Genomic DNA, 16,405 nt, shown 5'->3' with positions numbered 1-16,405 from the left:
GCGGGGCACGGATCAGGGTGCCCCGATCCGACCGCCGCCCGGTCGCTCAGCCGAGCAGCAGCGGCAGCAGGCTCAGCGAGTTGACCGCGGTGTGCAGTGCGAAGATGGCCCAGATGTTGCGGTGGCGGGCCCAGAGATAGCCGGCGAGGAGGCCGAATCCTCCGTTCCAGGCGAGCATCACCGCTACCATCTCCCACAGTGGACCGTCGCCGATCCGGTGCACGTGCATGAGAGCGAAGAGCAGCGAGGTGGCGACGATCGCGGGCCAGCGTCCGTACAGCGCCTCCAGGCGGGTCTGCAACAGCGCCCGGTAGAAGATCTCCTCGGCGAGGCTCGCGGTGACGAAGGTCAGCAGGGTGGCGGCGAGCAGGTAGACCCGGTCGTACTGGCGGTAGCCCGACATGTCCTGACTGCCGGCGAGCGGGCTGTAGTAGAGCAGGTACGCCCAGCCGACCAGGGCGGGGAGCGGGCCGAGCCAGTACCAGCGGCTCGGCAGGGCGCGTCGGTGTTCCCGGCCGCCCCGCCACTGCGTCGGCCAGCACCTCAGCACCAGCGCGGCGCCGCCGAAGAAGAGCAGGAGCTTGATCGGCGCGTACCAGATGCCGGGGTCGACGGCGAGCACCACGGCGGGGAGCAGCAGGGCGATCCCGACCAGCCCGGTCGCCTGCCGGCCGAGTGCGGGCCGCTCGGCGGCCCCGGCGGCCGGCATCGCCGGTAGCCGGAGCGGGACGAGCCGGACCAGCAGCAGGCCGACCAGGGTGGCGGCGACGATCCCGGCCAGCGGCTTGGCCGGCGCCTCGGCGTCGGCGGAGGTCCGCACCTCCGCTCCGTCGAAGAGTGCCAGTGCGGCCGGGGCGGCGATCAGCAGCGCGACACCGATACCGGTGAGGATCCGTCTGGGCATGGTGCCAGCGTGCCGACCGGGTCGGCCGTTCTCCTCGCCCGCCATGACGATTCGTCGCTACATCCTTTGATCCATGGTCTCGCCCCGCGCCGGGTTCGCCGGGTGCCCGCCCCGCGCGCTTCGGCCCGGAAAATGTCGGGGGTGCCGACGACAATGGCGCGGGCTCCGATCGGGGGACCCGAGGCCGGTCCGTCGGCCCGGACGGTAACGGGTCCGGCGGGTTCGGGCCGTGACATTATCGAGCGGTTGTGACACGAGGGGGACGGGCGATGGACAGCGCCACGGGGGAGAGCCGACCGGGCTGGCTGCGCGGGCCGCTGCGCCCGTTCCGCAACGGGCAATACCAGCTCCTCGCCGGTGCCCTGACGATGTCGCTCTTCGCCGCCGGGGTGTGGATGATCGCCGTCGTCTGGCAGGTCATCGAGATGGACGGCGGGCCCGGCGAACTCTCCTTCGTCTCCGCCGCGATGGCGGTCGGCATGCTGCTCACCACGCTGCTCGGTGGGGTACTGGCGGACCGCGTCCCGCAGCGCCGCATCCTGCTGGCGGTGGCCGGCGGCCGGACGGTCGCGATCGGTCTGGTCTCGCTGCTGGCCGTGACCGACCAGCTCCGGCTGTGGCAGCTCGCGGCGGTGGCACTGCTGATCGGGGTCGGCAACGGCTTCCACTTCCCGGCATATTCGGCACTGCTCCCCTCGATCCTGCCGCCCGAGGACCTGATGCCGGCCAACGGTGTCGAGGGGATGCTGCGGCCGACGATCATGCAGGCCGCCGGCCCGGCCCTGGCCAGCGTGCTGATCGCCGCCTGGTCACCCGGCGCCGCGCTGCTGGTGGTGACCGCGCTGGAGGTCGCCGGTGTGGCGTTCCTGCTGGCGCTGCGTCCGGTGCCGCTGCGGCACGACCAGGCCGCCCCGGCGGCCCACCCGGTCCGCTCGACGCTGATCGACCTGCGGGACGGCTTCACCTACATGGGCCGTACTCCCTGGCTGCTCGCCACGCTCCTCTACGCCTCCGTCCTGATCCTGCTGATCATGGGGCCGATCGAGGTGCTGATCCCGTTCGTGGTCAAGGATCGGGCCGGTGGCGGGCCCGGCGACCACGCGTTGGTGATGGCCGCGTTCGGCATCGGCGGCGCGATCGGCTCGCTGGGAATGGCCGCGTTCCGGATGCCCCGGCGCTACCTGACCATCATGAACCTCCTCTGGGGCCTGGGCTGCCTGCCGCTGGCCGTGGTCGGCATCGCCAGCCAGGTCTGGTTGATCGCCCTGGCGGTCTTCGCCGTCGGGATCTGCTTCTCCGCCCCGATGGTCATCTGGGGCACCCTGCTCCAGCGCCGGGTTCCGCCGCACATGCTCGGCCGGGTCTCCAGCCTCGACTTCTTCGTCTCGCTGGTCTTCATGCCGCTGTCGATGGCCATCGCCGGCCCGGTCAGCGCCGGCATCGGCCTCGGTACGACGTTCGCGCTCGCCGGACTGCTGCCCGCCGTGCTCGCCGGGCTGGCGATCGTGCTGGCCCGGATGCCGCAGGACGAACTGGCGCACCCGCTCGACGCACCGACGGAGCCGGTCGAGATACCGGCAGAGCTGGTCGACGCACCGGCAGAGCCGGTCGGTCCGGCGGCGGGGCCGGCCGATCCGGCCGACCCCGTCACCCCGGAGCCGGTCGTCCGGGTCTGACCACCCCACCCCGGCCCGGGGTGCGCGGTCCGGGCCGGGGTGGGGCGTCACCCGGACCAGATGCCGGTCGCGGCGGCACGCCGGGCGAAGTCGCGGAAGTCCCGGGGCTCGCGGCCGAGCGCCCGCGACACCCCGTCGGCCAGTCGCGCGTTGCGCCCGTCCAGCACCTCCACGAAGAGGTACGTCAACAGCGCGGCCACCTCCGCCGGCAACTTCTGCTCCGCCAGCATCGCGGCGTACTCCTCGACCGGGATCGTCCGGAACCGGATCTCCCGGCCGGCCGCCCCGGCGATCTCGGCGACGGCCTCGGCGAAGGTCAACAGCCGGGGGCCGGTCAGCTCGTAGAGCTGGCCGACGTGACCGTCCCCGGTCAGCGCCGCCTCGGCCACCTCGGCGATGTCGTCGGCGTCGACGAAGGGCTCTCCAACGTCACCGACCGGCAGCACGAGTTCGCCCTCGCGCAGCGGCGCCAACCTACCTGACCGGCTGGCGGCTGGCGCTCGCGGCCGACCTGCTGCGGGAGCCGGACAGCACCGTCGCCTCGGTGGCCCGACGGGTCGGCTACGGCAGCCCGTTCGCCCTGAGTACGGCCTTCAAGCGGGAACGGGGCGTCAGCCCGCACCAGTACCGGGTCGGCGCCGCGCGCGGATAGCGGACGGGTGGCGGCACGGCTGGGGAAGGTGTCGGCACGCCTGCGCCGGTCGGCCGTCAGCGCTCGTCGAGCTGGTCGTCGAACGGATCGTGGCCGAGGAGTTCGAGGAACGCCTCCCGGACGTCGATCCGGGTCGACTCGCCGCGCGCGGCATGGTCCCGGACGTGCTGGAACAGCGGCATCAACTGGCGGATCTCGTCGGCCGAGACGACCGCCACCAGCGGAGCGAGGTCGTCCGCACGGTCGATCTCGATGCTGACGAGGCCGGTCGCGGGCATCGCCGAGAACCGGAACGGGCCGAGCCGGTCCACCGTCACGGCGGGGGTACCGGTGCCGATGCCGGTGCGGGCGGCCCGCAGCGCGGCGATCCGCTCAAGCTGGTAGTGGGCCAGTTCCCGGAGCGTCGTCGACTTCTCCGGGTCGTCCCGGATCGCGCGTAGCCGGCGCTCGACGTCGTCGAGTTCGGCCGAACCGTCGTCTTCCCGCGAGCCTCGCATGACCGAAGGCTATCGATCCGCCGGCTGCGGCAGTCGCACAGGAGGTGCGAAGCCGCCCGGTCAGGAAAGCCCTTGCCCACGCAGTGCTCGCCACCACGGAGCGGCCGACGGTTCGCTGGCTAGAGGGCGGCGACGATGCGGTCGGCGGTGATCGGCAGGTCGCGTACCCGGACCGAGAGCGCGTCCGCGACCGCGTTGGCGATGGCGGCCGCCGTCGGACCCTGGGCCGCCTCGCCCGCGCCGACCGACGGCTCCGACGGGCGATCCACCAGGTGTACGTCGACCTGCGGCACCTCACCGAACCGCAGGATCGGATAGCTCTCCCAGTCCGCGCTGGTGACCCGCCAGCGGTCGAACCGGACCCGTTCCTTCAGCGTCCAACTGGTCGCCTGGACGGCACCGCCCTCGATCTGGTTGCGGACCCCGTCCGGGTTGACCACCCGACCCACGTCCACGACCAGCGTCAGCCGGCGTACCCGTACCTCGTGCAGGGTCTCCACCTCCGCCAGCACCGCGCAGTACGCACCCCGGTCCTTGTAGCGGGCGAAGCCGATGCCGTAGCCGACGCTCTCCTCGGTGCCGCGTCGCTGCCAGCCGCCGAGTTCGGCGGCGGTCGAGAGCACCTCCCGGGCCCGGGGGTCGGCGAGCTGGGCCAGCCGGTACGCCACCGGGTCCGTACCGGCGGCCAGGGCCAGTTCGTCCATGAAGGACTCGATGGCGAAGACGTTGGTGAACGCGCCGAGCGAGCGCAGCGACGAGGAGCGCAGTGCGGTCCGCAGCGCCCGGTGGCCGTGGATCCGGCGCTCCGGGAAGGTGTAGATCGGCCAGGCGTTGCGGGTCGTCCCGCCACCGCCCCAGGCCGGTGGATCGGCCGCCGGTGGCGTCGGGCGGGACCGGTCCCGGTGCGTGGCGGCGAGCAGACCGGGGCTGCCGGCGTAACCGGGCCGGGCCGTGTGCCCCTGACTCCACACGTCGTAGCTCCAGGTCAGCACCGTACCGTCGGTGCCGACACCGGCCTGGACCTCGGCCACCATCGCCGAGCCGAACGGTGCCCAGGTCAGCTCGTCTCGGCGGCTCCACCGCACGTGCACGGGCCGGCCGGGAACCGCCCGGGCGAGCAGTACGGCGTCGAAGGCGGCATCGTCCGCGCCGTTGTGCCCGTAGCTGCCGGCGCTCTCGACGTGTCGCACGTCGACCCGGTCGGCGTCGAATCCCAGGGCCGCGCCGATCGCCCGACCCAGCCCGTGGATGCCCTGGCTGTGGCTCCAGACGGCGACCGCCGTACCGTCCTCGGCCCAGCGGGCGGCAGCGCAGCTCGGCGCCATCGACGCGTGGGCCAGGAACGGCCGGCTGTAGCTCGCCCGCAACCGCCGGACGACCGCTCCGCCGGCCTGCCCCGCCGGTACGTCCGGCCGGGCGGCGCCACCGGGCTCGGGTACCGGGATCGACTCGGCCGGACCCTCGCGCAGGAAGGTGGAGATGTCGTCCTCGTCCGGCAGGGTCGGCTCCTCGTGCCAGCGCGCCGCGTCGGCCAGTGCCGAGGCGGCCCGTTCGGCGTTCGCCTCGCCCTCGGCGACCACGCCGAGGAAGTCGCCGTCCCGGATCACCGCCTGCACTCCGGGCAGCCGCCGGGCGGCGGCGGTGTCGACCTCGACCAGGGTCGCCGCCGGTGACGGCGGCCGCACCACTCGGCCGGAGAGCTGCCCGGGCAGTGCGAGGTCCTGGATGAAGCGTGGCCGGCCGGCGAGCTTGTCGGGCAGGTCCAGCCGGGGCACGCTGGTGCCCACCCAGCGGGCCTGCTGCGCCGGCTTCGGCCGGACCGCCCCGGTCGCCTCCCGGTCCAGGTCGACCCGGTCGGCCAGCTCGCCGTAGCAGGTGCGTCGGGCACCGGCCGCACCGGTGATCACACCCTCCTGGACCGTGACGGTCTGCGGATCGAGGGGCAGGGTCAGCACCGCCTCGGCGACGAAGAGCGCCCGTACCTCGGCACATACCTGGCGGAGCGCGGCGCCGGAGTCGGCGACGGAGAGGCTGCCGGCGGTGAGTCCCTCGTCGGGCCCCTCGGCGGTGCTGGCCGCTGCCATCCGGACGGCGGCGAGGTCGACGTCGAGTTCGTCGGCGGCGATCTGGGCCAGCGCGGTGAGGATGCCCTGCCCGAGTTCGACCTTGCCGACCCGGACCGTGACGGTGCCGTCCGGGTGCACGGTGATCCAGCGGGCGAGCCGTGGATTGGCCACCACCCCTCGGGGCAGCGGTGGCAGGTCGCGGCTGACCGCCGGACCGTCGGCGTTCACCGTTGGGCCGCCGTTCCCGTCGACAATCATCGCTCGACCGCCGTTGCCGCCACCCCGTCGCCCCGGTCAGCAGGATCCGCCCCGGTGCCACCGGCGTCACCCCTGCCTGCCTGGCTGGTGCTGGTCCCGTTCGCGGCGGAGCCGTCGACCATGGACTGCCCGGCCCGGAGCACGGCGCGGATCATCCGCCGCTGGGCACCGCAGCGGCACAGGTGCCGGTCGAGCGCGGCGGCGACCGTCGCCTCGTCCGGCCGCGGCTGCGCGGCGAGCAGTGCGGCCGCGCTGACCAGGATCCCCGAGACGCAGTACCCGCACTGTGCGGCCTGCTCGTCGAGGAACGCCCGCTGCACCGGATGCGGTACGTCGCCGTCGGCCAGCCCTTCGACGGTGGTGACCGCCCGGCCGGCGACCGACCGGAGTGGAGCGTCGCAGGACGGCGCGGGTCGGCCGTCCAACAGGACGAAGCAGGCGCCGCAGAGGCCCTGGCCGCAGCCGAACCGGGAGCCCTTGAGGCCGAGCACCTCGCGCAGCACGTGCAGCAGGGAGCTGTCGGCGTCGGCGTCGACCTTCCGGCGTTCGCCGTTGACGGTCAACTCGAATGTCTGTTCCATGTCCCAGGCTTCCCGGCGTCTCGGCTGTCCCGCACACCTCGGGACGATGATCCACAATCGGTTGCAGCAGCCTCGCCTACGTCGGGGCGGACGTCAACTCGGCCTCCGCCGGGCCGCCGGCTGCGGATCGGATTGTGCGAAGGTGGCCGGTATGGGTTTCTTCGACCGTCCGATCGCCGCGCTGGATCCACAACCGGAACCGGCCGCGCCGCCCCGTCCGGCGTGGATGAAGCCCGAGGCCGTGTTTCCGGGCGTCGTGGCCGAGCATCGCCTGCTGGCACACACCGACAGCGCCGCGATCGCGATCACCGGCCTGCTCGCGTACCCCGGCGGCTTCGAGTTCAGCGTGACCGCCGTGCTCCGGGCGCCGGATCGCCGCCCCGGCCTTGCACACCACGGCATCCATCCGATGGGGTACTGGGCCGGTGGGACCCTGCCGCCCGAATTCCTCCGCGTGGGTGTGCATTTCGCCGACGGGAGCAGCATCACCAACCTGGACCGTGACGCCTTCCCTCCGCTGGGCGCCGAGCCAGCCGGCCCGTTGCTCGTACCCGGCGGCGCCGAGGCGGACGACCGGCGACGCGTGGCGCATTACTGGGTCTGGCCGCTGCCCCCGCCCGGACCGGTCACGTTCGTCGGCGAGTGGCCGGGATACGGCATTCCCGAGTCACGGATGGAGGTCGACGGCCGGCTGATACTCGACGCCGCCACCCGGGCGGTCCGGCTCTGGCCCCGGGTCGAGAAGGCGACCGACTGAGCAGGCTCCGGCGCCGGTCGGCCGGGCGGCATCGGTGTCGCCGGCAACGTCAGCGGGAGCAGCAGGCGACCTGGAACCCTCCGGGATCACGGGACGTGCCATCGGAGGGAGCCGGATCAAGTCGGCTCCGCTCGGTCTGCCCGGGGCACCGTCGCTGCGTCCTCCGTACGCGCGGCTCGGCGGAATCGCCCCGGAGCCGACCCGTACTCCCGCTTGAACGCGTGGGCGAAGGCGAACTCGGAGGCGTAGCCCACCTGCCGGGCCACCGTGGCCAGCGGTGCGTCCCCGTCCCGGAGCAGCCGGGCGGCGAGCGTCATCCGCCACCAGGTCAGGTACGCCAGCGGCGGCCGGCCGACCAGCCTGCTGAAGCGCCGGGCGAACGCGGCCCGGGAGAGCGCGACCCGGCCGGCGAGTTCGCCGACCGTCCACTGTCGACCAGGGTCGCCGTGGACCGCCCGCAACGCCGCGGCCACCGCGGGATCGCGCAGCACCGCCGCCCAGCCGGTCGCGGTGTCGTCGTCGGCCCGCTCGGCGAACCAGGCGCGCAGGATCTGCAACAGCAGCACGTCCAACAGCGCGGGGAGCATGGCGTCGCCACCGGGGCGGGGCTGAAGCAGTTCGGCGCCGAGTAGTTCCACCGTGGCGGCCAGTCCGGGGTGCCGCTCGATCCGGGCCGGCAAGTGGACCACCTCCGGCAGGTCGTGCAGCAGCGGATGGGTGCGGGATCGGTCCAGCAGGTATGCGCCACAGAGCAGAACCGTCTCGGCACCGGTCGCGCCGGTCAGCTGCCGGCCGAGCCGTTCCGGGCCCCGACCACCGGCCTGCCCTAGAGTGTCTCCGTTCCCGTCCGGCGACGTCTCGGCCGACGAGGCGAAGGTCGCCGCCAGCGGTGTCGACGGCCTGTCGGCCAGTGGTGTCGACGGGCTGTCGGCCAGTGGTGTCGACGGGCTGTCGGCCAGTGCGTGGGCGGCGCCGCGCGGCAGGAACACCACGTCCCCGACGCCGAGGCGCAACGGCTCACCGTTCGGCGGCCGGAGCCAGCATGAACCCTGCACGACGACGTGGAAGCCGGCTCCGTCGACCGCTGGGAACCGCTCGCCGAACGGGGCCGGCCGGCGTACCCGCGCGGAGTGTGGACGACCGGTACGCACGGCGGTGACGGCGTCGGAGAGCACGTCCATCGGGGCAGCGTATCCGCCGGCCATCAGCAGAGACGATCGCGTATGCCCGGAAGAGTTGCACGCATTCGTCGTCTCGCCATCCCGGCATAGCGTGACGTGGAACCCGTCCGATCACGGACGAACCGAGCAAGGAGTCCAGATGAGGATCGCTGTCTACGGCGCGAGTGGCTACCAGGCTGGTCTGGTGCTGGCCGAACTGATCCGACGGGGCGCGGAGCCGGTCCTCGTCGGCCGGGACGACGCCCGGTTGCGCCAGGCGGCCACCCGGGCGGGAATGGCCGGCGCCGAGCGGCGGGTGGCCGCCACCGACGACCATCGGGGACTCGTCGCGGCCCTGCGGGACTGCGCCGCTGTGCTGAACTGCGCCGGGCCGTTCACCCTCTCCGGGCACGCGGTGATCCGGGCCGCCATCGCCGCCGGCTGCCAGTACGTCGACACCGCAGGGGAACAGTTCTATCTCCGGACGGTCTTCGACACCTTCGCCGCGCCGGCCGGGCGCGCGGGAGTCACCGTCGTACCCGCCGCGAACGACGCCTGCGTGCCCGTTGATCTGCTCGCCCGGTTGCTCGCCGAGGCCGTACGACCCGTCGAGGAGATGGTGGTGAGTCACTTCATCGCCGGTGGCGGTGCACCGTCCCGTGGCTCGCTGCGGTCGCTCGCGGCGACGATCGACGTGATCAGGACGGGCGGGCTCACCTACGAGGGCGGTGACTGGCGTACCGGGGTGCCGCCCCGGCGTACCTCGGTGACGCTGCCCGGCGCGTCGGAGCCGACCGAGGTGACCCGGTTCCCGCTGGCGGAGGTGGTGACCATTCCACGGCATGTGCCGGTCCGACGGGTCGAGAGCCTCGCCGAGGCAGGGTTGACCGCTGGGTTGAGCGCGCCACTGCCACCCGAGGTCGTCGACGCCCTGCCCGAGGGGCCGGACGAGGAGGAGCGCCGTGGCCAGCGGTTCAGCTACCTGGTGGACGCCGTCGGTGCCGACGGGCGCCAGCTCCGGGGGATCGTGCGGGGCAGCGACACCTACGGCAGTACGGCGGTGATCGCCGTCGAAGCCGCCCGCCGCCTCGTCGCCGACGGCGCCCGACCCGGGGTACTCGCCCCGGCGCAGGCGTTCGACCCCCGGGACTTCCTCGCCTGCCTCGCCCCGCACGGCATCGGTTGGCGTATCGGCGGTGCCGACGGGTGAGCCGGATCAGTCTTCGCCGTTGGCCGCCTGGCCGGTCGCGGTCGCCCGCCGGAACCGCTCGCTCCACTCCCGGAGCTGCTCGGTCAGCTCGGGCGGGGAGAGCACCTCGAACTCCGCGCCGAGCGAGCCGAGCGCCATCACGGGCCAGTCCAGGGTGTCGGTGGTCATCACCATCCGGCAGTGCCGCTCGTCGACGTACTCGATCGTGGCCCAGCGGGACAGCCGCTCCTCGACGACGGCCAGCGGCGCGCGGACCAGCACCTCGACCCGGTAGGGCGCGGGCAGGTTCTCGATGCCGGCCCGGACGAACGCGGCGGCGTCCTCGGCGGGGAGTTGCCGGGGGTGGAACCGGGCTCCTGTGCCGCGCGGGTCGTGCAGGCGGTCGAGCCGGAAGCTGCGCCAGTCGTGCCGGGTCAGGTCGTAGCCGACCAGATACCACCGCCGGCCGAGCGAGACCATCCGGTACGGCTCGACGTGCCGTTCGGTCCGCTGCCCGTCCCGGGCGGTGTAGCCGAAGTGCAGCCGTTCGGTGTCCCGGCACGCCTGGGCGACGGTGGTGAGGACCGCCGCCTCGACGGTCGGCCCGCCGTCGCCCCAGAGGGCCGGTACGGTCATCGCGCGCAGCGCGTCGACCCGCCGCCGCAGCCGGGCCGGCATCACCTGTACGACCTTGGTGAAGGCTCTGATCGACGACTCCTGGATGCCGGCGACCGCACCGTGCGCGGCGGCCTGCAATCCGACGGCGAGCGCGACGGCCTCCTCGTCGTCGACCACCAGTGGCGGCAGGGCGGCGCCCGGGGCGAGCTGGTAGCCGCCGTCGACGCCACGGTGGGCGTCGACCGGATAGCCGAGTTCGCGCAGCCGGTCGACGTCCCGGCGGAGGGTGCGGACCGAGACGCCGAGCCGGTCGGCGAGTTCGGTGCCGGGCCAGTAGCGGTGGGTCTGCAGGAGGGAGAGCAGGCGGAGGGTCCGGGAGCTGGTGTTCGCCATGCCGGCAAGTCTGCCCGACATTCAGGCCAGAAAGTGGCCGCTATGCCGCCTAGCGTTCCGGACATGACAGAACCGATCCTCCGACCGGGGGGCAGCCCATGATCGACGCCCGCTCGCTGACCCGGGACTTCGTCGTGAGCAGCACCCAGACCGTGCACGCCGTCCGGGGCGTCAACCTGCGGATCGAACCCGGTGAACTGGTCGCGCTGCTCGGCCCGAACGGCGCCGGCAAGACGACCACGATGCGGATGCTCACCACACTGATCGCCCCGACCTCCGGCACCGCCACCGTCGCCGGCCACGACGTGGTACGCGAACCGGGCAAGGTCCGCCGGCACATCGGGTACGTCGGCCAGGGCAACGGGGCCGGGCACAGCCAGCGGGTCCGCGACGAGTTGCGTACCCAGGGCGCGATCTACGGCCTGGACCGGCGTGCCGCCCGGCGGCGGGCCGACGACCTGCTGGCCGACCTCGACCTCGGCGACCTCGCCGACCGGAAGGTCTCGGCCCTCTCCGGCGGGCAGCGTCGCCGGCTGGACGTGGCGATGGGCCTGGTGCACGCGCCGTCCCTGCTCTTCCTCGACGAGCCCTCGACCGGGCTGGACCCGCAGAACCGGGCGAACCTCTGGGAGCACATCCTGCGGATGCGCGCCGAGGCCGCGATGACGGTGGTGCTCAGCACGCACTACCTCGACGAGGCGGACTCGATGGCCGAGCGGGTCGTCATCGTCGACCACGGCGAGATCATCGCCGACGACTCGGCGGCGGCGCTGAAGGCGAAGCTCGCCGGGGACCGGATCGTGGTCACCGTCGCCGGGGACGACGCCCGGCCGCTGGCCCGGCTCGTCGACCGGCTGCCCGGCGCCCGGGACGTCGTCTGTGCCGGGTCCCGGGTCGAGGCGCACGTCGCCGACGGGCCGGCGGCGCTGCCCGAACTGCTCCGGGCCGCGGTCTCCGCCGGAGTACGGGTCGGCACCGCCCAGGCGCACCAACCCACCCTCGACGACGTGTTCCTCACCCTCACCGGCCGCAGCCTGCGCGAGGCCGGGCACGACACCCCGACCGCGCAGGAGAGCCCGCGGGACCAGCAGACCCGGAAGGACCTCGCATGACCGCCATCGGTGCCACCGCCACCTCGTCGACCCTGGTTCCGGCGGAACGCCGGACGGGTCCGCTCGGCCTGCTCCGGGACACCGGCATCGTGCTGGCCCGGGAACTGCGCCCGCTGCGGCACGACCCGTTCTCGCTCATCTTCGGCATGGTGCAGCCGCTGGTCTTCCTCGGCCTGTTCGGGCCGCTGCTGGTCGGCTCGCTCGGCGGCCAGGCCGGTACGACCCTCGGCGCCGGTGGCGTCTGGCAGTGGTTCGTACCGGCCATCCTGGTGATGACCGCCCTCTTCGGCACCTCGGCCACCGGAGCCAACCTGCTCTTCGAGTTCCAGACCGGTGCGCACGAACGGATGCTGGTCACCCCACTGTCCCGCCCCTCGCTGCTGGTCGGCCGGGCGCTCAAGGAGATGGTGCCGCTGGCCGGGCAGGCGGCGATCATCGTCGCGGTGATGATCCCGTTCGGCTTCCGGCTCTATCCGGTCGGCGCGCTGGTCGGGTTGGCCCTGCTCGCGGTCTTCGGCGTCGGGCTCGGTGCGCTGAGCTACTCGCTCGCGATCGCCGTACGCAAGCAGGACTGGATGTTCTGGGCCGTGCAGCAGACCCTGATCTTCCCGCTGATGCTGCTCTCCGGGATCCTGCTGCCGTTGGAGACCGGTCCGGGCTGGATGCGGGTCGCCGCGCAGTTCAACCCGTTGGCCTATCTCGTCGACGCCGAGCGCGCGCTCTTCGCCGGTGAGATCGGCTCGTCGACCGTGCTCTGGGGCTGGGTCGCGGCGCTGGTCACCGCCGCCGTCGGCCTGACCGTCGGGGTACGCGCGATGGCCCGCAGCGCCGGCTGAACACGATGGCCCGCCGGGGCGGCTGAACGTAATGGCCCGTCGGGGCGGCTGAGCGGTGGCCCGTCGGGGTGGTACGGCGGTCGCGCGCCGCACCGCCCCGGCGGAGGCCACCGCTGCCGAGAGGGCGTACCGCCACCGCCGGACGCCCGTCTGGAGGGTCGCCGCGCCGTTGTCCAGGGGCCCGTCCGGGCGTGGCGGAAAATGTCGCCGCGCCGGTCTATCTTCTCGGGGCATCGAACGAGAAGGGCGGGGGTCGTGGGAACGATCGAGGACGGGTGGGAGCGGCGCAGTGTCGTCCGGGTGCTGCCGGCGGTGCAGCCCCGCAAGCTGGCGAAGGTCCCCTTCGTCGAGTTGGCGGACGGTCGGTTGCAGGGTGTCGTGTCGAGCGGTTCGGACATCGAGCGGGTCTACGTCTCGTCGATCGCCGCCGGCAGCCACGCCTTCAACTGCAGCACCAACAACAACCGCCCGTGCGGCGGGTTGCGTGGTGCGCCCTGCAAGCACCTGCACGCGCTGCTGGACGAGGCGACCGTGCAGTACGGCGTCGAGCGGGTCGCCCGCTATCTGCGGATCGACGTGGCCGACGAGGCCTCCTCCGGTGCCGACCTGGCGGCCCGGCTGAACGGCGCTCACCAGCCGACACCGGCGGCGGTGGTCTTCAGCCGCTTCCTCCGGCACCTGTCCTATCTGGAGGTCCCCGGCAGCACCGAGCCGCTGCCCGAACTGCACTGGTTTCCGGCGACGGGGACGGTCGGCTGATGCTCGCCACCCAACTGTCCGGGCTCGCCACCGTCGAGCCCGGGATCGAGGAGACGCTCGACCTGGTCGGCGGCTTCGACGACGGTTTCAGCCACGGTTTCGCCCGGCTGGGTGAGCAGCCCCGGGCGGCGCTGGCCGCGCTGGCCGACACCCTCGCGGTGACGCCACTGGGCGAACGGGTCCGGGAAGCGGTGGAGAAGGTGGTCGCGGGCTCCCTCGCCGACGAGCACCTGACCGCGCTGGCCGGCGGACGTGCCGCACTGCTCGGCGCGGTGCACGACGCGCTGCTCGCCCGGCTGGACACCGCGCTCGGCCGCGCCCGGGCGGACTGGACGGCACCCGCGCCGGCCGAGACCGCCGGGTCCGTGCCGGAGAACGTGCTGGCCGGCTGCCGGTCGTGGCTGCGCGAGCTGGCCATCGCGGGCTGGCGCGGCGTCGACCACGACCTGGTCGCCGCCTCGGCGCCGACCCTCGACGCGGCGCTGGCCGTGCCGGCGCTGCGCCGGCTGGCGGTACTCCTCGACGGCCTGGCGGCCGAGCTGCGCGGCTGCTGTCCGATGTCGACAATGGACAGGCTGCCGGCCCGGCGCTGGGCCGACCTGTGGGCCCGGGCCCTGCTGCTGGCCCAGCCCGGGGGCCTGCCGGCGGGGCTGGCCGCCGCCACGCCGGTCTCCGGTCGGCTGCTGCCGCTCGGTGCCGACGTGCACGAGCACGGCACCGCGATCCAGGTGCAGGTGCACGCCGTACTCGAGCCGGCCGGTGGTGCACCGGCCCGGCTGGTCCGGACGAGCGTCTCGGCCGCGAAGGTGGAGACCATCGTCGGTCCGGCGGTCTGGCGACTGCTCGGCAGCCACCCGGTGCTGCTCGGCGCGCTCGCCAAGCGGCACGCCGTGGAGATCACCGACCTGCCGCTGCTGCCCGGCGGCGACCTGGTCTGGCGGGACGACCAGGCCCGGCCGGCCGAGCCGGCCGACCCGTTCGCCACGGCCCGGCTCCGGCTGCCCGAGGCGGTCGCCCCGGCGGTCGCCCCGCTGGACCGCCATCCGGTACGCATCGCCGAACCCGTCCTCCTGGAGGGCTACTCCGCCACCGCCGACGACCGGGGCGGAGTCACCCTGGAACTCGGTGGGCAGTCCCTGCCGGTCGACGTGTTCCGGCTGCCCCGCTGCGCGCCGCTGACCCCGGAGCTGGTCGCCAGGTCGTCGGCGTGTCTCGGCCTGCTCCGCTGGGACGCCGGCCGCTGGCTGCTGCAACCGCTCGCCGTGCGACACGGCTCGAAACGGGCGACGGCGGAGGCGCACACCGGCGACTGGGCGCTCGGCCCGACCGATCCCAGGGTGGTCAAGGCGGAGGCGAAGTCCGGCGACGCGGTGGCCGTACTCCGCGAGCGGGCGGGACGGTTGCTGCGGCGATGAGCGAGCAGAGCGGAGATCCGCGCGGCGGTGCCCGGATGCACGAGAACCGGCGGCAGGTGCTCTACTGGCGCCTGCTGGCCCGGCTTTTCGACCCGGACGAGCAGCCCGCACTGGAGTCGGCCAGCGTGGCGATCGTCGACGACCTCGGCCTGCCGGCGGCGCTGCTGGATCCGACGGTCTCGGTCGACACCATCGTGCAGCGCTTCCCGGAGCTCGCCACCGACCTGCGGGACCTGATGACGCCGCCACCCGCCGAGGAGGACCACACGGGCGGTTCCGGCCCGCACGGCGGTGACAGCGCGGTGAACGGCGACGGCGCGGTGAACGGCGACGGCGCGGTGAACGGCGACGGCGCGGTAGACGGTGACGGCGCGGTGGACGGCGGCGGCGGGGTGGACGGTGACGGTGGTTCGGACGAGCAGGTCGGCGGCGTCGAGGTGCGCCGGGCCGCCCTGGTGTCGAAGTTGCTGCTCAACGTCTTCGCGACCGGTTCGGGCAACGTCACCGCCACCCAGTTGGCCCGCTGGCAGTCCGACGCCGGCTGGTTCGAGCAGGCGCTCGGGCTGCAACCGGGACAACTGCGCAGCGGCCGGCCCGGTGCCACCGGCGGGCCCGGCGTCGGGACCCAGCCCGGCACCGGCGAGCTGGCCGGGGTGCTGGCCGGGATCGAGGGCGACCTGGTGCGCCGGATGCAGTTGCGCGAGGTGCTCGGCAACAGCGCGCTGGCCAGCAAGCTGACCCCGAGCATGTCGCTGATCGAGCAACTGCTGCGGGACAAGCACAACCTTTCGGGTGTGGCGCTGGCGAACGCCAAGGCGCTGATCCGGCGCTTCGTCGACGAGGTCGCCGAGGTGCTGCGTACCCAGGTGCAGCAGACCAGCGTCGGCAGCATCGACCGCTCGGTGCCGCCGAAGCGGGTGTTCCGCAACCTCGACCTGGAACGCACCATCTGGAAGAACCTCACCAACTGGAACCCGGAGGACCAGCGGCTCTACGTCGACCGGCTCTACTACCGGCAGACCGCCCGGCGGACCACCCCGGCCCGGTTGATCGTGGTGGTCGACCAGTCCGGGTCGATGGTCGACGCGATGGTGAACTGCACCATCCTGGCCTCGATCTTCGCCGGGCTGCCCCGGGTCGACGTGCACCTGGTGGCGTACGACACCCGCGCGCTGGACCTGACCCCGTGGGTGCACGACCCCTTCGAGGTACTGCTGCGGACCAAGCTGGGCGGCGGGACGGACGGCACCGCCGCGCTCACCCTGGTACGCCCGAAGATCGCCGAGCCGCGCAACACCGTACTGGTGTGGATCTCGGACTACTACGAGGCGAATCCGCAGGGCGTCTTCGACGGACTGGCGGCGGCGCACCGCAGCGGGGTACGGGTGATCCCGGTCGGCTCGGTCAACAGCGGCGGCCAGCAGAGCGTGAACCCGTGGTTCCGGCAGCGCTTCAAGGATCTCGGTGCGCCCGTCCTCTCCGGGCACATCCGAAAGCTCGTCTTCGAACTCAAGAACTTCCTCAGCTAGGAG

Annotated in this window: 13 protein-coding genes and 4 pseudogenes; 10 read left to right on the top strand and 7 right to left on the bottom strand. The window is 73.4% G+C overall.

All coding sequences use genetic code 11. The features are described from left to right. Window positions 1-46 precede the first annotated feature (46 nt). Window positions 47-904, bottom strand: a complete 858-nt coding sequence (locus C6361_RS08095; RefSeq protein ID WP_159079238.1) for a CPBP family intramembrane glutamic endopeptidase — start codon at window positions 902-904, stop codon at window positions 47-49. Window positions 905-1,173: 269 nt separating this feature from the next. On the opposite strand from C6361_RS08095, the gene C6361_RS08090 reads away from it, so the two are divergent. Next, window positions 1,174-2,580, top strand: a complete 1,407-nt coding sequence (locus C6361_RS08090) for an MFS transporter (protein ID WP_107267331.1) — start codon at window positions 1,174-1,176, stop codon at window positions 2,578-2,580. A gap of 47 nt (window positions 2,581-2,627) precedes the next feature. Here C6361_RS08090 and C6361_RS08085 read toward each other — a convergent pair. After that, window positions 2,628-3,053, bottom strand: a pseudogene (locus C6361_RS08085) (NmrA family transcriptional regulator); the annotation flags it as partial. Here C6361_RS08085 and C6361_RS08080 point away from each other — a divergent pair. After that, a pseudogene (locus tag C6361_RS08080) lies at window positions 3,053-3,232 on the top strand (helix-turn-helix domain-containing protein); the annotation flags it as partial. The pseudogenes C6361_RS08085 and C6361_RS08080 overlap by 1 nt on opposite strands. 56 nt (window positions 3,233-3,288) lie before the next feature. On the opposite strand, the gene C6361_RS08075 reads toward C6361_RS08080, so the two are convergent. The 3 genes from C6361_RS08075 to C6361_RS08065 form a co-directional block, all read right to left on the bottom strand. Continuing rightward, a complete protein-coding gene (locus C6361_RS08075; protein ID WP_107267328.1) occupies window positions 3,289-3,729 on the bottom strand; it encodes a hypothetical protein in 441 nt (146 codons plus the stop codon). Window positions 3,730-3,848: 119 nt separating this feature from the next. Further along, entirely contained in the window at window positions 3,849-6,053 is a 2,205-nt protein-coding gene (locus tag C6361_RS08070) for a molybdopterin cofactor-binding domain-containing protein (RefSeq protein ID WP_234359396.1), read from the bottom strand. Then, on the bottom strand, window positions 6,050-6,634 hold the full coding sequence (locus C6361_RS08065) for a (2Fe-2S)-binding protein (RefSeq protein ID WP_107267327.1): 585 nt from the start codon (window positions 6,632-6,634) through the stop codon (window positions 6,050-6,052). The genes C6361_RS08070 and C6361_RS08065 overlap by 4 nt, the downstream gene beginning before the upstream one ends. A 151-nt stretch (window positions 6,635-6,785) precedes the next feature. On the opposite strand from C6361_RS08065, the gene C6361_RS08060 reads away from it, so the two are divergent. Beyond that, window positions 6,786-7,391, top strand: a complete 606-nt coding sequence (locus C6361_RS08060) for a hypothetical protein (RefSeq protein WP_107267326.1) — start codon at window positions 6,786-6,788, stop codon at window positions 7,389-7,391. A gap of 116 nt (window positions 7,392-7,507) precedes the next feature. Here the strand turns inward: C6361_RS08060 and C6361_RS08055 are convergent, their stop codons facing one another. Beyond that, window positions 7,508-8,572 carry an AraC family transcriptional regulator gene (locus C6361_RS08055; RefSeq protein ID WP_107267325.1) on the bottom strand — a complete coding sequence of 355 codons (1,065 nt, stop codon included), beginning with the start codon at window positions 8,570-8,572 and terminating at the stop codon, window positions 7,508-7,510. 139 nt (window positions 8,573-8,711) lie between these two features. Here C6361_RS08055 and C6361_RS08050 point away from each other — a divergent pair, with 139 nt between their 5' ends. Then, on the top strand, window positions 8,712-9,761 hold the full coding sequence (locus C6361_RS08050; RefSeq protein ID WP_107267324.1) for a trans-acting enoyl reductase family protein: 1,050 nt from the start codon (window positions 8,712-8,714) through the stop codon (window positions 9,759-9,761). A gap of 6 nt (window positions 9,762-9,767) precedes the next feature. Here C6361_RS08050 and C6361_RS08045 read toward each other — a convergent pair whose 3' ends face one another. Continuing rightward, window positions 9,768-10,751: a YafY family protein gene (locus C6361_RS08045; RefSeq protein WP_107267323.1), complete on the bottom strand. Its 984-nt coding sequence runs from the start codon at window positions 10,749-10,751 to the stop codon at window positions 9,768-9,770. 98 nt (window positions 10,752-10,849) lie between these two features. Between C6361_RS08045 and C6361_RS08040 the strand changes: the two genes are divergently transcribed. The 6 genes and pseudogenes from C6361_RS08040 to C6361_RS08020 all read left to right on the top strand — a co-directional run. Continuing rightward, window positions 10,850-11,863: an ATP-binding cassette domain-containing protein gene (locus C6361_RS08040; protein WP_107267322.1), complete on the top strand. Its 1,014-nt coding sequence runs from the start codon at window positions 10,850-10,852 to the stop codon at window positions 11,861-11,863. Then, window positions 11,860-12,699 carry an ABC transporter permease gene (locus C6361_RS08035; RefSeq protein WP_107267321.1) on the top strand — a complete coding sequence of 280 codons (840 nt, stop codon included), beginning with the start codon at window positions 11,860-11,862 and terminating at the stop codon, window positions 12,697-12,699. Before C6361_RS08040 ends, C6361_RS08035 begins: the two co-directional genes overlap by 4 nt. 255 nt (window positions 12,700-12,954) lie before the next feature. Then, window positions 12,955-13,458, top strand: a complete 504-nt coding sequence (locus tag C6361_RS08030) for a hypothetical protein (protein WP_107267320.1) — start codon at window positions 12,955-12,957, stop codon at window positions 13,456-13,458. Beyond that, the gene (locus C6361_RS08025) at window positions 13,458-14,873 is read left to right on the top strand and encodes a hypothetical protein (RefSeq protein WP_107267319.1); all 1,416 of its coding nucleotides are present in this window, start codon (window positions 13,458-13,460) and stop codon (window positions 14,871-14,873) included. The genes C6361_RS08030 and C6361_RS08025 overlap by 1 nt, the downstream gene beginning before the upstream one ends. Continuing rightward, window positions 14,870-15,178, top strand: a pseudogene (locus C6361_RS39165) (hypothetical protein); the annotation flags it as partial. The gene C6361_RS08025 and the pseudogene C6361_RS39165, both read left to right, overlap by 4 nt. Before the next feature lie 120 nt (window positions 15,179-15,298). Then, a pseudogene (locus C6361_RS08020) lies at window positions 15,299-16,402 on the top strand (VWA domain-containing protein); the annotation flags it as partial. Between the last annotated feature and the right edge of the window lie 3 nt (window positions 16,403-16,405).

Source organism: Plantactinospora sp. BC1, assembly GCF_003030345.1.
Taxonomy (GTDB): Bacteria; Actinomycetota; Actinomycetes; order Mycobacteriales; family Micromonosporaceae; genus Plantactinospora.
This window is presented reverse-complemented; position numbering and strand designations above follow the sequence as displayed.

Coding starts and splice junctions, on each gene's coding strand:
- C6361_RS08095 (WP_159079238.1), bottom strand. CDS start 904: ATGCCCAGACGGATCCTCACCGGTATCGGTGTCGCGCTGCTGATCGCC.
- C6361_RS08090 (WP_107267331.1), top strand. CDS start 1,174: ATGGACAGCGCCACGGGGGAGAGCCGACCGGGCTGGCTGCGCGGGCCG.
- C6361_RS08075 (WP_107267328.1), bottom strand. CDS start 3,729: ATGCGAGGCTCGCGGGAAGACGACGGTTCGGCCGAACTCGACGACGTC.
- C6361_RS08070 (WP_234359396.1), bottom strand. CDS start 6,053: ATGATTGTCGACGGGAACGGCGGCCCAACGGTGAACGCCGACGGTCCG.
- C6361_RS08065 (WP_107267327.1), bottom strand. CDS start 6,634: ATGGAACAGACATTCGAGTTGACCGTCAACGGCGAACGCCGGAAGGTC.
- C6361_RS08060 (WP_107267326.1), top strand. CDS start 6,786: ATGGGTTTCTTCGACCGTCCGATCGCCGCGCTGGATCCACAACCGGAA.
- C6361_RS08055 (WP_107267325.1), bottom strand. CDS start 8,572: ATGGACGTGCTCTCCGACGCCGTCACCGCCGTGCGTACCGGTCGTCCA.
- C6361_RS08050 (WP_107267324.1), top strand. CDS start 8,712: ATGAGGATCGCTGTCTACGGCGCGAGTGGCTACCAGGCTGGTCTGGTG.
- C6361_RS08045 (WP_107267323.1), bottom strand. CDS start 10,751: ATGGCGAACACCAGCTCCCGGACCCTCCGCCTGCTCTCCCTCCTGCAG.
- C6361_RS08040 (WP_107267322.1), top strand. CDS start 10,850: ATGATCGACGCCCGCTCGCTGACCCGGGACTTCGTCGTGAGCAGCACC.
- C6361_RS08035 (WP_107267321.1), top strand. CDS start 11,860: ATGACCGCCATCGGTGCCACCGCCACCTCGTCGACCCTGGTTCCGGCG.
- C6361_RS08025 (WP_107267319.1), top strand. CDS start 13,458: ATGCTCGCCACCCAACTGTCCGGGCTCGCCACCGTCGAGCCCGGGATC.